Origin of the sequence: Gardnerella sp. DNF00753, assembly GCF_049244275.1 — a bacterium.
Classification (GTDB): domain Bacteria; phylum Actinomycetota; class Actinomycetes; order Actinomycetales; family Bifidobacteriaceae; genus Bifidobacterium; species Bifidobacterium greenwoodii.
On the sequence record NZ_CP058393.1, the window covers coordinates 1,307,132 to 1,322,720 of the forward strand.

Here is a 15,589-nt window from a genome sequence, read left to right on the forward strand (position 1 = left end):
ACGTAGCGCGACGACCTGCCTGAGCGTAATCAGCGCGAGTGCCAACTGCACTAGTGTCCCAAAACCGCAACAAACGCCGGGGATATTCCCGGCAAATGTGGTCAAATAAAACCAGAGCGAAAACAAACGCCGTGGAATAACACAGCAAATGTTTCCGCATAACGCCAAAACGACAACAAACGCCGAGGAAAATTCCCCGGCGTTTACAGTCAAAACCAGCTAAACCAGCAGCTCAGCAGTAGTAGCCGTCGGCGCTAAGGCGCGCGTCAGGATTGAGCAGCATCGCCTTTTCTGCCTCGTGACCGTCGTAGCGAGTGCCGTCCGGAAGGCGCGTGCCATCCTTAAGCAAGTGGCGATTTTCCACTGGCTCAAACAGCGGCGCGTGGCCCATCATGCCTTCCTCAAGCCTCCTCTGTCCTGCAGCTAAGCGAGCGTTTGCTTTAACGCGCCACTCCTCCAGCGCCTCAGTGCCATCGGCAGCAGCCACAGCAGCTTCGAAAGCACCAGGGTGAACCAACGCCACAAATCCGCTAACATGACCGAAGCCGAGCGAAGTTGCGAGCGCTGCCTTGACTGTTCCTGCACCAACGCGCATCGGCTCGCGCAACCAAACCATATGGTCGTCGCGCGAAAGCTTAGGATCCACGCAATCAAGCGACGCATTTGCCGGAATTACGCCAGTTCTAAACAGTTGCGTCAAACCGTTGATTTGGAAGATGCACGCACCGCCCTTTGCGTGGCCGGTTAGCGTCTTTTGGCTGATTACGAACAGCGGATTTCCGTCCGTGCGTCCGATTGCGTGCGCAAGAGTATTGTGCAGTTCGGATTCGTTCGGATCGTTGGCATTCGTGGAAGTATCGTGCTTAGAAACCACAGCAATATCGTCCGGAGTAACGCCGAGAGCCGCCAAATCGCGTACGAGCTTAGACTTAGCTCCACCCATGCCTGCAGCCAAAGCACCCAAGCCCGGAGCAGGAATAGAAGTGTGAATGCCGTCAGCGTAGGAGTGAATGAAACCAACCACGCCAGCAACAGGCAAACCAAGCTTCAAAGCAATATCGCCGCGCGTAACCAAAATCGTACCGCCGCCTTGAGCTTCAAGGAAGCCGCCGCGCCTGCGATCGTTCGCACGAGAGAAGAATCGTGGGCTTATGCCCTTTGCATACATTTCTTCACTATTTGCAGTTGCGTTCATATTGCCGAAGCCGACCACAGATTCCACGCCAATATCGTCGATCGCGCCAGTTACTACGAAGTCAGCTTTGCCGAGAGCAATCTTATCGACGCCTTCTTCGAGCGACACCGCTGCAGTTGCGCAAGCCGACACCGGCTGAACCATGTTTCCGTATCCGCCGATATAAGTTTGCATTACGTGCGCTGCCACAACGTTTGGTAGCGCTTCTTGCAGCACGTCGGTTGGAATTTCGTGGTTCAGGAAGCGATCCAAGTACAGTTTTCGCATTGAACTCATGCCGCCAAAACCGGTGCCTTGCGTAGAAGCAACCAGCGACGGATGCACAGATTGCAAAATCTCCGAAGGCGTGAAACCAGCGGAAATATAAGCGTCCACGGTTGTGACGATATTCCACAACGCAATCGTGTCAACACTTCCAACCATCGAAGCTGGAATACCCCACTTGAGCGGGTCGAAGCCCTTAGGGAATTGTCCGCCGACGGTTCTGGTCATCGCAGCCCTGCGTGGCACGCGAATCATAGAACCTGCCTTGCGCGTAACAGTCCACTCTCCCGACTCTGCATCGCGAGCAATTGCAGTATGCGCTTCATCGAGCGCCACGTATTCGCGCGCAATCGTTTCTGTTGATACGCTGAAAGTTACGTCATGATCGAGGAAGATTTCCGCTTCTTCTTCGTTCGCACCTTCCTTGTAGTCGCCGCCCATGCCGGTTTCGAATGGTCGAATTCCGGAGCGTGCTACTACTTCGTCAGCATACTTTTCTGCGATATCTTCTTCTGGAACAAGCGTGCCGTCAGCATCATACCAGCCCGGCTTTGGCGAGTCTTGCCAAGTGAGCAAGCCCATATTCCAAGCCAATTCCAGCACTGCCCCTGCAGAAAGTTTTACGGAACCGTCTTCCTTAATTCCAAGCTCTGCTTCGAAACGAGTACGTCCAGAACCCCATGGTCCAAGCTCACCGACGGAGACGATTACGATTTCGTCTTCCGGACGAGCTGTTACGTTCTTCCAATCAGACAAGTTGACTTGCGGCTGAGTTGGTACGTAAGGAGTTGGAAGCGCTTTGTTGGTTGATTTAGCAGTTGATTTTGCAGAAGATTTAGCAGAAGATTCTGCAGCTTCCGCCGCATTTTCAACAGCTTCTTCCGCAGCTTCAGCACGCTTTTGATCTTCCAACGCTTCTGCTCGAAGCGCGTTCAAATCAAGAGGCTCCTTGCCTAATCCGCCCGTAAAGTCTACGTCCAAAGGCGCAATTGCAGCCTGTTCGCGCGCCTCGCGAGTGCACAAATCAAGCAAACGATCTGCCATTTCTTGCGTAGAGTAGGTAGTTAATCCGTGACGCTCAACTACAGCAACCAACGGATCATTTCCGCCCATTAAGCCGGTTCCGCGCACCCAACCGATCTTTGGATGAGCGAAAGTCACGCGATCCGACCACACGCTTTCCGCATGCGCACGATTTACAATCGCGTCGAAAGCACTCTTGACTTCGCCGTAAGCGCCGTCGCCGCCAAACATACCGCGGTTTGGAGAGCCAGGTAACACAACGTGCATACGATGTTGCACATCAGTATCTGCTCCAATTTGCGCAAATCCAGCGATTGCACGCTCCACACCCCACAGCATTAAGCGCGATTGCGATTCAAAAAGCGAACCAGAATCAGCCAAAGTGCCGTGAACTGGAGGTGCTGCGAACGGGAAGAACATGCTCGGCTCGTAAGCAGGCTTCAAAATAGTAGTAGTTGCGCCGCTTACTTTCTTTGAAACCGTGCCAACCCACTTCACAAGCGCGTCAACATCGCGGTAGCTAGACAAGTTTGCTGGCACAAGCCAAAGTTTTGCGCCCATCGAAGCGTTTTCGCGATACGCTTTCTTTGCCCAAGACTTAACGCTCGGCTTGAAGCTGTGCGAAGTTGCAATAACGGTTGCACCGCCCTTAAGCAAGCCTGTTACTACGCGAGCAGCGATTGAGTTTGGAGCAACTCCAGTAACAACCGCAACTTCTCCTGCAAAACGAGTTGCTTGAGCAGTATCAGCGTTGCTTTGCGCAAGTTTAGTGCGAGAATCGCGAGCAATACCGCTAAATATTGTTGCAAGATTGTTGAGTTCGCGCGATTTTGCGAGACAAGCGAACCATTCGGCTTCCGAAGCTACAGCTTCCCCTGCACCAAGGAAACTACCAAAATCATTTAAGATTTCGGAAACTTCATTTACATGAATATCAACATTCTTTACAGCATGCTCGTAGTACAAGCGAGCAACGTCCTCGCGAGCAGAAGCCCAACGATCGTCGAAAAGAATCGCCTTTCGCTCATCGAATCGAGGCTCCACTTGCTTTGGCCAATCCGCACCTAATTCTGCTTCAACGGTAGCAACAACAGCAGCATTTTCGTCAGCTTCAGTTTCTGCTTTAGGCGCTTCAATTCCAAGCTTTGAAAGCACAAACTTAGCTGTTGCGGCAAGCACGCCGTCGGCTCCAACAACCTGCTGAGCGAAAGCGTCAAGAGCTGCAGAATCAACCACAGCACCGCCTGCACCACCAGCAGCACCAGGCTGAGAAACGCTAACGCCGTGAGCTTGAGCAACTTGTTGAATTGCTGCGTCGATTAAAGCGTCGGCTGCAGCAGTATTCTTTGCAGGATCCGTAGAAAGTTGCGCAAGATTTTCACCGCGCACGCTAGCACCTTCGCGAGTTTGCAAAACCAAAGCTGCAAGCACGTGCGCACGCCAGCCTTCGCCAAGCTGCCAGACTTCCGAAATACGCTTGTCGATTTGTGCAGGTTTCACGCCTGCAGCGCCGAAAAGCGCACGCAAACGTTCGCGCACAATGTCGGAAAGTACGGCACCAAAAGCCTTGTAGCGCGGAGCAACCGAGTCTACAAGCTTTCGCAATGCGCTCATTGGAGCCTCTGCAGCACCGTCCACGCTTGCCACGCCAAGCTCGGAACTAATATCCATAAGAAGCTGGTTTCTGCGGGAAGATACGCCGTTTGTAAGCGTGTCAGTTGTGTCTGCATCGCCAATTTGGTCGAGGCGAATTTTTGCACTATAGGCGATGAGCATTGAAATTGCGTCGGATGCTTTGAACGGCAAGTCTGCCACAGGGCCGCTTGCTGCTGCGTTAGCTGCAGGAGCAGCAGCAGCCGCAGGAGCAGCAGAGACAACATTTGCTGCAGGAGATGCAGGAGCGGCAGCTGTATCAGCAGCGCTACTTGCTTCTTGACTATCTTCCTCAGTAAACACTTCCGGCACAAGCGAATCCGTGTCCGTCATATAAACGCGACCTTCATCTCGACCAACGTTATAAACAGTCACTTTTTCGCCACTAAATTCCGGCAAAGCAAGAGTTTTAGCACCAAGATTTGCCAAAGTTGGCGCGTTTCCTAAACCAACTTCCACGTACTCTTCAACGCCAAGACCGCCGCGAGCGCGATCGGCAAACATAAGAGCCTGCGTTTCAATCCAGCGAACTGGAGATGCGAACTGCCACGAAAGCAGCTCCGTAAGAAGCAATCTACCAAGCTTCTGCTCATCGTCTGCGTAAGACTTCCAGGTTGCTTCGTCTTCCAAAGCTGCTTCAATACGCTCGGATGGCACAACGTCCAAAATCTTTTGCGCAAATTCGCGAGTAAGCTCAAACGGGCATGCCACGAGGTTTGGAATGTAGCGATCTACAAGCACAGAGTAGTCAATATGCTTTGGCAGAAGCGAATCGAGCTTATCGCGGAATTCCGGCACACCTTTACGAAGAATTCGAGAATGGAACGGCACGTCAATTCCAGGCACGAGCATGAACGGCGGCTTTCCACCGTACTCTTTCGCGCGCTTAGAAGCGTCTGCTTGCAAAGCCTTCAAGCCCTTAATCGTTCCAGCAATTGCGTACTGCTGGCCGGCCAAATTGTAGTTTACAATCTGCAAGAATTCGCCGGTAGCTTTAGAAATTCCTTCAACATAAGCGTTCACACCTTCGTCGCCAACTCCGAACTGGTTTGGTCGAAGTGCGCCCATGCGGTAGTTCGAGCGGCCTTTTTCGTCGCGCTCAATCAAATGATGCATTGTAGACCCGCGGTGGAACACCAATTCCAGCACAGTTTCGAGAGGAATAATCTGCGCGAAGGAGCTTAAAGCGTTGTATTCGCCAAGCGAGTGGCCGGCAAAGTAAGCTGGCCAAATATCGCATCCGGATTCACGCAAACGCGCGGTTTGTGCAAATGCTACTGTTGCGAGCGCAACTTGCGTAAATTGCGTCAAATTCAGCAGTCCTTCAGGGTGACGATATGTTACTCCGTGAGCTGTAAGTTCCTTCGGATTATCGCGCACAACTGCAAGAATTGAGAACCCAAGCTTTTCGCGAGTAAGCTTATCTGCCCTCTCCCAAGTATCGCGCACAGCAGGCGATTTTGCGCGCTCATCAAGCGACATTCCTTGCTTTTGAATGCCCTGACCTGGGTATACGAATGCTGCGCGTGGAGCGCGAGTAAGTGCGCTTGCTTTAGACACGATTTGCCCATCAACTCGGCACGTAACTTCCAAAGCAAGTCCGCCGCGACGAACTTTACCAACGCGCTCAACTGTGATTTCTACTTCGTCATCCAGCTGAACCATGCCGTACATGTTGTAAGACCAGCCGATTAGCTCGTAGCGAGCGCCCTTTTCGTCCAAAGCTTGAGCCACATGCTGAGCTGTTGCAGAAAGCCACATTCCGTGCACAAGTGGTGCGGAAAGTCCGGAAATTGCAGCACCTCGCTTAGAAGTGTGAATTGGGTTGAAATCTCCAGAAGTGCGCGCGAAAGCGGTCATATCGTGAGGCGCGCGAACTACTACTCTGCGCAAAGCTCTGCGAGGAGTGTCTTCAATTTCGTAGCCATGCAAGCCTTCTGCGTCGCCATATTCAGCAGCAGGCTCCGGAAGAGCGTTGCTAAAGCTGCGGCCACGAATAGCAAAACGCTCAGTTTCGTGCGCAAGTCGAGTTCCGTCAGCTGCAGTGTGCACAACGTGAATTGTTACAACGCGTCCGGAAGCAGACTCTGCGTAAGGTTCTGCCCAGCCGAGCAAATTAATTCGCTTATCAACATACTTGCGGAAATCTTCAGCATCAACATCAAGCTCAACTAAGTGATCCAAGTGAACCGCATTAAGCAAGCCTTCAATAATCGGGTAGCCGTCAACCATCACAGAGCCTAAAGCCGAGTAAATTGTTGGCCAAGCAGGGCCTACTAACGCGTCTGGCACAATGCGAGAAGCGAGAAGTCCGTCTGGCAATCGGCCAGCAGTAGCCGACTCGTGATCAATTCCAAGATTACGAGAGAAAGTATAAGAAGAGTGAACCAAGCCGAATGGGAAATCTCTATACCCTTCTTCCAGCAAATCTTCCGGCAATTTCGCCAAACTGCCATCTTCTTTTACTCTTTCAACCTTTGGCATTGCGTCAAGCACATCGCCTGTAATCGCAGTATTTCCAATACCAGCGGTTGCTGCAAGCATTTCGTACACGTGCTTTGGAAGACGCTCGCGGTCAACTACCGGAATACTTCCAGCTTTACTTGCGTCAACTGTAAGCGGAATTACAATATCTCTAACTGCGTGCTTGCGTTTTGGCGAGTTTGCAGCGTTTTTAGCAGCATTTTTAGCAGCATTCTGTGCTTCCTGATTTTCTTGATTATCCCAGAAAGTATCTAACTTAATATCTAAATCGAGAGAAATTACGTCGTTATTTGTAGAAGTTACAGTAATTACGTAATTTTCGTCACCCATAGCGCTTGCATAAGCCGGATTTGTAGTTACGTGACCAACCCAAGAAATATTCGGGCATGCGCGCACGTAAGCTTCCACGTTTGCAGCTGCTGCAATTTGTCTGAATGCAGACTGATTTGCATTATTTTTCGCGCTATTATCCGCACTTCCAGCACTTCCAGCAATTTCCGCGCTTTCCGCACGATTTAGCATAGCCTTCTCAAAGCGACCAAGAATATCCGCAATAGGCTCATCCATAGTCGTAATTCCAGCAACGGAAATAGGACCTGGAATTACGCGCACAGCGTCAGCTGAGTAGCGCGAATCTTCCGACTGCCAAAGCTGATCTTGACCCCACCAGCGAAGCAAATCGTTGTCAATAACTGGCACGAAAGGCATTGGCTTCGGGTATTCGCGCACCAAAGTTGGGAACCATGCGGCATCCATTGGCACAACGTTCATCTCTAGAGCTTGAGGCAACGCTTGCAAAAGTGCGTCTAAAGCAGCTTGCGGCTTTTCGCTAACTTGCGCACGAGTTGGTAAAATCGACGTAAATTCGCCGGAATCTTGGCTCACTAATCGCGCTTCAATACGCTGCAACAAGTGAAGATAACGATCTGCATAAGTAGGATCCACCCACGGGTATGCCAAATCGAGGAAACGCTGCGCAAATTGAGCGTAAGTCATGCTTTCCACGTCACCAAAATATGGTTTTGCAGTAGAGTTAAGCGCTTCTATTACTTCATCGCGTCGAGTTTCAAGCTCTTCAGGATGCTTCATCATATGAACGAGCAACCTACCACAGCGAGCAGAAGCGTTTTCTAACTCGTAAATATCTGCGTGCAAATGGCTTAAACCACTCGTCACACCGCCAATCACTTTGCCAGAAGGAACCCAACGCTCACCCATTGGTGCGAACGGATCCTCATCAAAACCTTCAACGCTTGAAGCTTTTGGCATCACAATACCCGGAGTTTCAACGAGCATACGCTTTACTTCAGGGCTTGTGTGCGCCTCTTTTGCTGTCATTGCAGCTGTACCAATCATCACAGCATCAACAGGCATATTTGGCAAACCGTATTCATTTGCCCACTCGCCAGAAATGTAGTCTGCAGCACGCTCAGGAGTGCCAATACCACCGCCTGCAACAAGCACCAAATTTTCGCATTCGCGCACTTGTGCGTAAGTTGTCATAAGCAAATCGTCAAGAGATTCCCACGAATGGTGGCCGCCTGCAGCACCGCCTTCAACCTGCACAATAATCGTGGCTGGAGCAACAGCTTTAGCAATTCGCACAACTTGACGAATTTGGTCAACTGTTCCCGGCTTAAACGTTACGTAAGGGAATCCGTCTTTTTGCAAAGACGCTACTAATTCCTTAGCTTCGTCAAGTTCTGGAATGCCAGCAGAAATAACTACACCGTCAATTGGAGCACCAGATTGCCTCTTTTTTGCTACGATTCGTTTCGAACCAAACTGCAAATTCCACAGGTAGCGATCCATAAACATGGCGTTAAATTCAACAGTTGCGCCTTCACGAAGCTGATTTTCAAGCGACTTCATATGGCGATCGAAAACTTCCGCAGTTACCTGACCGCCACCAGCAAGCTCAGCCCAGTATCCTGCATTCGCTGCAGCCGCAACGATTTCCGGCTCTACTGTCGTTGGTGTCATTCCTGCAAGAAGCACAGGAGCTTTGCCGGTAAGCTTGCTAAATTTAGTAAGAACTTTGCGTCCGGAAGGAGTGTTGATTACTCGAGGCGCAAAATCAGCCCAGCAACCGGTACGCTGTGGCTCAGAATCCGAGTCTGCAGTTGAAAGCTCGGCGCGAGAACGCATTGTAGCAGCTTCCACAACTCCAGCGCCCGTACCTTGCACAAGCACTCCCGTAAGCTTTCCAAGCACTTCGCTAGGACCCATATCTAAAATCCAAAGCGAACGCGCATCGTTCTGCTCCAAAACTTCGCCAATTTGCGCAGCCCAATCAACAGGAGTTACAAGCACAGCATCAGCCAATTCGCGCGCAACTGTAGTGTTCAAACCGGCCTCATTAGCCCACTCTACTACCTGCTCAACAGCGGATTGAAGCATTGGCGAATGGAATGGCACAGTAACATCCAAATATTCGGCAACCGGCGCAAACACGGCTCCGCCGCGAACTTTCATTTCGCGCAATTTTTGCGAACGCTTTGTTTCTTTTTGCGCTTCGTTTGCAACAGCTTCCATATCTTCCGGATAGCCTGCAATAACCACGTGATTGTAAGCATTTTTAACAGCAATTGACACTTCTCCGCGCGTGCGCTCTACGCGGGAAATCAAGGCTTCTGCCTGCTTTTTAGTAACTCCTTTAAGAGACAGCATTGGAGTGCGCTCACCGTCACCAGTAATTTCAAGCATGCGAGATTCGCGATCCCCTGCAGCTCCGATTAAGTATGCGATTGCAAGAAGTTCTTCGATTTGAGCGCGAGCCTTCTGCCAAGATTTTGCTTTCAGTCGCGCTTTTACAATTTCTGCTGCGATTACGCCTTGAGAATGACCCAAAACTGCGCACGGCTTGTTTACTTCAAAGTTGTATCCAAGATTTGTTAAGTCGCGCACTGCACCGAACTGTGCAAGCGTAATTCCAGGCACACTAAGAAGCGCGTTTGCAGCATTAATATGCTTATTTTCTAGCGCGTCAAACACGTTTATGTCGCCGCCGGCGTTGGCCAAAAGCTCGGCGTAAATTGGCGCGAGCAAAGCTTTTGCGCCTGCTTCATACTCGTGGAGTTCTGCGTTTAATTCTTCGTCTGAACTAAGCTCACGCAAAGCTTCAACCCACGGAGTTGACTGTCCTGCAAACACGAGTGCGTGTGGATCATTAGCGAGTTGGTCGAAAAAGTAGGTTGTCATAATATTTCCTTCTCGTTGATTCGTATAAGTTTTGTAAATTTTTATAAGTTTTATAAGTTTTGCGATTTCTGTAGATTTCTGTAATTTCTGTAGATTTCTGCAGATTTCTACAGATTTCTACATTGGCTGATTTCCGTGATGCTTGCCAGTTCTAGAAACGCGCTTTTTACTTCGCAAAAGCTTCAATGAGCCCGCAATCATATCGCGAGTCTGCTCCGGATCAATCATCGCATCAATCTGACCAGTTTCCAGCGAAAGATTTGCATTCACAGTAGTCGCTTCATATTCGTCAACCAGCTGCTTTCTAAGAGCCGCAACGTCTTGTCCACGCTCTTTAGCTTTTTGCAAATCTTTACGATGAATAATATTCACAGCACCTTGCGCACCCAAAACTGCAATCTGACTGGTTGGCCACGCGTAATTTACGTCCGCACCCATCGACTTGGAACCCATAACGATGTAAGCTCCGCCGAAAGCTTTGCGCAAAATCACAGTAACAAGCGGAACTTGCGCATTCGCGTACGCATAAATCACTTTTGCACCTCGGCGAATAATTCCTGCGTGCTCTTGATCTGAACCAGGTTTGTAACCTGGAGTATCAACCAAAGTCACAACAGGCAAATTAAACGCATCGCACAATCGCACGAACCGCGCGACTTTTTCGGAAGAATTTACATCCAAAATACCAGCGTTCACTTTCGGCTGATTTGCTACGATTCCAACAGGATGCCCCTCAATGCAAGCGAAACCAACCACTGCAGACGCAGCGTACAATTCCTGAACTTGCACAAACTCGCCGTAATCAACTATTCTGCGAATCACGTCGAGCACATCGTAAGGCTGACGATCGTTATCCGGAACAATACTTGCCAACTCTCGAGCAGTTTCGCGATCCGCGCGCGTTGCAGCATAAGCAAAAGTTGGAGGCTCTACTTCGCAGCTAGATGGCAAGTAAGCGAGAATTGTGCGAGCGTAGTCGATTGCGTCCGCTTCATCTTCGCCCAAATAGTGAGCGACACCGGAGGTTGCGTTATGCACGAGACCGCCGCCCAAATCGTCCATGCTAATAGCCTCGCCGGTTGCAGCTTTAACAACATCCGGACCGGTAACGAACATGTTTGAGTGCTCGCGCGTCATAATAATAAAATCAGTCAACGCAGGGCAATACACAGCGCCGCCAGCGCAAGGTCCTAGAATAATTGAGATTTGCGGAATCAAGCCGCTTGCTTCGCAAGTTTTTTTGAAGATGCGACCGTATTGCATAAGCGCGCTAACGCCTTCCTGAATGCGAGCGCCGCCAGAATCAATTACTGCCACAACTGGCACGCGAAGCTCAACAGCCATGTCCAAAAGATGGCAGATTTTCTCGCCTTCAGCTTTGCCTAAAGTTCCGCCGCGCACAGAAAAGTCTTGAGCGTAAACTGCAACTTTTCTGCCATAAACTTCGCCAAAGCCGGTGATTACAGCGCATCCGGCAACGTCGTTATTTATGTCACCGCCGTTAAAACGTCCGATTTCCACGAATGAGCCGGTGTCAAAAAGCAAGTCGAGACGCTCGCGAGCAGTGCTTTTACCTTTTGCGTGCTGACGCTCTAAAGCTTTTTGTTCTGCATCACGAGCAAGTTGTGCTGCGTGCTGAACAGCTGCTTTCCCGCGACGAGGCTGCAAGTTTGTTGCGTCAGCAGAGCTATTAACAGAAGAGCTATTAACTGTTTTCTCTGAAGTTCCAGAGATTTCAGACTTTTCTTTTGCTAAAGTGCTCATTTCTGCTCTCCTTCCGGCTTTTCAGAAGACTTTTCAGAAGATCCGGAAGATTTTTCTGCGCTCTTATCCGCGCTTTTATCCCCAGCAAGATCAATAGTCACAAGCTTTGCGCCCGATTCCACGCCGTCACCAGGCCCCACAAAAATTCCGGTAACAGTACCAGCTGCAGGAGCGTAAACGTAATTTTCCATTTTCATAGACTCAAGTACCACAAGCAAATCACCCTTGGCAACCTGCTGGCCTTCAGCCACATTCACGCGCGTAATAACAGCTTGCATAGGCGCTGCGATTACGCCTGGAATCTGCTTTTGTTCCTCAGATTTGTGAGTACTTCCGCGAAGAGAACGTCCGCGAAGAGGCTGCGAAGCTCTAGAAACGCTACGAACACGAGCAGAGCCAGTCAAATTGTCAACAATATCTTGCGGAATTGTAAGCTTTACGCGCTTATTATCAACCTCAATAATGAAGGATTCCATTGCAGGCTGCTTATTTTCGGATTCATCCGCAGACTTTCCAGAAACAAGCGAAGCCGGCTGACCACCCAAGGAAGCTGCAGGAACGCGGTTCAAATATTTGCGTTCCATCCACTTAGTAGACACGTCAAAACTGTGATTTTCCGCAGTAAACTCAGGGTCGTTAAAAATCTGCTCAAAAAGTTTTGCTGGAGTTGGCACGCCCTCAATACAAAGTTCCTTCAAAGCGCGACGCACGCGAGCAACAGCGGTTTCGCGACTTTGCGCAGTAATAATAAGCTTGCCCATCATGGAATCGAATTTTGGAGAAATATTGTCTCCAACTTCAACACCAAAATCGACGCGAATACCAGGACCGGAAGGCCACTTTATTTTCGTCAAAGTTCCGGAACTTGGAGTCAAATTCGTAGCAGGATCTTCCGAAGTAATGCGAAGCTCAAAGCTGTGTCCGCGAGGTTCTGGATCCTTAGTCAACTCGCCGCCGTCAGCAATATTGAGCTGCTCTCGCACCAAATCAAGCCCGCTAACTTCCTCACTAACCGTGTGCTCAACTTGCAATCGCGGATTAACTTCAAGGAAATAGACTTTATGCTGAGAAGTCACCATATATTCGCACGTGCCAAGACCAACGTAGTCAACAGCTTCAAATAGGTTACGAGAATATCGGTAAAGCTGATCTTTTTCATCGTCAGTCAAGAACGGTGCCGGAGCTTCCTCAACCAGCTTTTGGTTTCGGCGCTGCACCGAGCAATCGCGCGTGGAATATACGGTGAAATTTCCGTGAGCATCGCGGCCGCACTGCGTTTCTACGTGGCGAGCCTTGTCAATAAAACGCTCAATAAAATATTCGTCTAAGTCGCCGCCCTGAAGAGCGTCGTGATTCATATAAAAGCCGCGCAACTCGTCGTCGTTACGAACGACTGTAATGCCGCGTCCGCCGCCGCCATCCGTGCGCTTCATCATCACCGGATAGCCGTGCGTTTGCGCAAAAGTTAAAAGTTCTCGAATATCTTTTACCGGCTCCGAAATGCCTGGAACTGGCGGCACTTTCGCGCGCACAGCCACTCGACGAGCTGTAATTTTATCTCCCAAATCAATAAGCGCTTCCGGGCGCGGGCCAATCCAAATAACTCCAGCATCGTTGACTTTCTTCGCAAAAGACGCAACTTCTGAAAGGAAACCATACCCCGGGTGCACAGCATCCGTGCCACTTCTTTTAATAATGTCAAGAATTGCGTCCTCGTTTAAATAAGTGTCGCGATACGTGTCTCCAGAAAGTGCGTACGCTTCGTCTGCCATTTCTACAAACTGCGCGTTACGATCAGTCGGCGCGTAAATTGCAACAGTAGAAATGCCCATTTCGTGAGCCGTGCGAATAACTCGCAAAGCGATTTCACCGCGGTTTGCGATGAGAATTTTTTTGATATTCGTAACCATACGTTACAAGATATTAGAAAAGTTGCGTTTACGTATGAGCCGACATACACAAAAGCTAGAGCAAAATTTTGTACACTTCTCCAATGCACATGATTTTTGTGGCACGTATTGTGATTAGCGAAACGGAAAACAGCCGGCAAAAACTTAAGTTAGCACAACTTTAAGTTACGGATAATCTATCAGCAAGCCGGCAATAACCAAAAGAAGGTTTTCATGACTAACATGAATCAGAATAATGCAACAACTGCAACCGCAACATCTAATGCAACCGTTAGTAAAGTAAAAGCAGCCGCAACTTGGCTTGCTAAGCCGGTTCTTCTAACCGCACTTTTGGCACTTTCTACAATGGCTGGAGCTATTTATCTTCCTATTACTCCTGTGCCAATTACGTTGCAGACTCTTGTTTTGTGCATTATTGGTTTGACTTTGAGCTGGCAAAAGGGCGTTGCGTCAGTTGTAATGTATTTGGCTTTGGGCGCTGCAGGTTTGCCTGTGTTCGCTGGATTTAAGGGCGGCTGGGCCGTATTCGCAGGTCCTACTGCCGGCTTCCTCGTTGGCTTTATTTTTGGCGTTGCTGCAACTGCCGCTTTGAAGCGCGTATTTGACGTTGCTCTTGACGCAATGATGCCAGAACGCTCATTTAAGAAGACTTTCGCACGCTTCTGCACCTACTCAGTTGCTTCCATAATCGGCACGATTGTGATTTACGCATTCGGCATTTTTGGTCAGAGCTTACTTACCGGCATGCCGCTTTCTACTGCTGCAGCAACCTTGATTATCTTCATGATTGGCGATTTAATTAAGGCTTTTGTTGCGAGCGCGGCTTGCTCCGGCTTGTACAACGCACTTAACAAAAAGCGCGCGTAACAACTAAACATAAACGCTCCAAAAGACGGAAATTCTCCTCGCATTTGGAGCATTTAACTCACCACAACGCTCCAAACGTGGGGAATCTATCTCATGTTTGGAGCGTTTACTGTTGCGTAGCACTCCAAACGTGCGCAACTTGTCTCGCGTTTGGAGCGTTCGTGGCTGCAAAACCCTCCAAATGCGGGGAATCTATCTCATGTTTGGAGCGTTTGGTGTGGCGTATCGCTCCAAACGTGGGGAATCCATCTCGCGTTTGGAGCGTTTTTTACTTAAACTCACTCTTCGTACGCAACTGCCTGCACATCGCCGCTTTTTACCACAATCTCCTCGCCGGAATCTTTGCGAATCGTAAGAGACGCATCCTCCCCAATTTTCACAGCCGTTCCTGTCACAATGCTTCCATCAACCGGATGCACATTCACTTTGCGACCAAGAGTCCAGCACACATCGCTTAGCTCCTTAAGTAAACCGGCGCAATTACTTGGATAATCACGAATAAAATCGCATAATCTCACTCGCAATCCAGTAACGATTTTTGCAGCAATCGCATCACGCAATTCTATAGCTTTCGGCAGCCCGCTCATGTGCATTTGCAGCGAAGTTGCCATCTTAATCGGCAATACTTCTTGCGGCACATGCAAATTCAATCCGATTCCAAAAACTACTCCAACAACATCATCCTTGCTTGGATCAGCCACAATTTCTGTTAAGATTCCGCCCTCTTTGCAGTCGTGCAAAAATACGTCGTTTGGCCATTTAAGTTTAAGCGCGCATGCATCCGCATGAATCGGCGAACTCTTATATTCTCGGAACGTTTCCAGCAGAGCATCTCGCGCCGAAAGCCCTGCAATTATTGGCAACCAGCCGTTTCTACTTTCGTCCATAACTATAGTTTTTGGCAGCAAAGTTACGAAAGATACCAAAAAACTTTCCCCAGGTCTACTCACCCACGCGCGTCCAAGCCTGCCGCGACCAGCTGTTTGCTCGTCTGCAACAATCGCAAATATTGTTGGTTTTCCGTCATCTCGCGAAATTATTTCGCCTTTTTGTATGATTTCGCGCGCAATATTTTGCGTAGAATCCGTAATTGCGAAATATTTTACTAAATCTGCTACATTTGACGTGCGCGGCATCAATGCCACACTTTGCGAAGAAAAAGTAGTCATAGGTATAATTTACATCAGATTACGTGCTTTAGCGTGTTTATTTTCACGAATTTAAGCAG

At 49.4% G+C, this 15,589-nt stretch carries 5 protein-coding genes; 1 reads left to right on the forward strand and 4 read right to left on the reverse strand.

The features are described 5' to 3' along the window. Positions 1 to 232: 232 nt before the first annotated feature. From HXT33_RS05305 to HXT33_RS05315, 3 genes are all read right to left on the reverse strand, one after another. The gene (locus HXT33_RS05305; protein ID WP_421786868.1) at positions 233 to 9,820 is read right to left on the reverse strand and encodes a fatty acid synthase subunit beta domain-containing protein; all 9,588 of its coding nucleotides are present in this window, start codon (positions 9,818 to 9,820) and stop codon (positions 233 to 235) included. Positions 9,821 to 9,937: 117 nt separating this feature from the next. Beyond that, a complete protein-coding gene (locus HXT33_RS05310) occupies positions 9,938 to 11,584 on the reverse strand; it encodes an acyl-CoA carboxylase subunit beta (protein ID WP_419388812.1) in 1,647 nt (548 codons plus the stop codon). Beyond that, complete coding sequence (locus tag HXT33_RS05315; RefSeq protein ID WP_375169286.1) at positions 11,581 to 13,494, reverse strand: biotin carboxylase N-terminal domain-containing protein; 1,914 nt, start codon at positions 13,492 to 13,494, stop codon at positions 11,581 to 11,583. The genes HXT33_RS05310 and HXT33_RS05315 overlap by 4 nt, the downstream gene beginning before the upstream one ends. A 213-nt stretch (positions 13,495 to 13,707) precedes the next feature. Between HXT33_RS05315 and HXT33_RS05320 the strand changes: the two genes are divergently transcribed. Beyond that, a complete protein-coding gene (locus HXT33_RS05320; RefSeq protein WP_004137606.1) occupies positions 13,708 to 14,361 on the forward strand; it encodes a biotin transporter BioY in 654 nt (217 codons plus the stop codon). A gap of 278 nt (positions 14,362 to 14,639) precedes the next feature. Here HXT33_RS05320 and HXT33_RS05325 read toward each other — a convergent pair whose 3' ends face one another. After that, complete coding sequence (locus HXT33_RS05325; protein WP_308583131.1) at positions 14,640 to 15,530, reverse strand: biotin--[acetyl-CoA-carboxylase] ligase; 891 nt, start codon at positions 15,528 to 15,530, stop codon at positions 14,640 to 14,642. Between the last annotated feature and the right edge of the window lie 59 nt (positions 15,531 to 15,589).

Coding starts and splice junctions, on each gene's coding strand:
- HXT33_RS05310 (WP_419388812.1), bottom strand. CDS start 11,584: ATGAGCACTTTAGCAAAAGAAAAGTCTGAAATCTCTGGAACTTCAGAG.
- HXT33_RS05320 (WP_004137606.1), top strand. CDS start 13,708: ATGACTAACATGAATCAGAATAATGCAACAACTGCAACCGCAACATCT.
- HXT33_RS05325 (WP_308583131.1), bottom strand. CDS start 15,530: ATGACTACTTTTTCTTCGCAAAGTGTGGCATTGATGCCGCGCACGTCA.
- HXT33_RS05305 (WP_421786868.1), bottom strand. CDS start 9,820: ATGACAACCTACTTTTTCGACCAACTCGCTAATGATCCACACGCACTC.
- HXT33_RS05315 (WP_375169286.1), bottom strand. CDS start 13,494: ATGGTTACGAATATCAAAAAAATTCTCATCGCAAACCGCGGTGAAATC.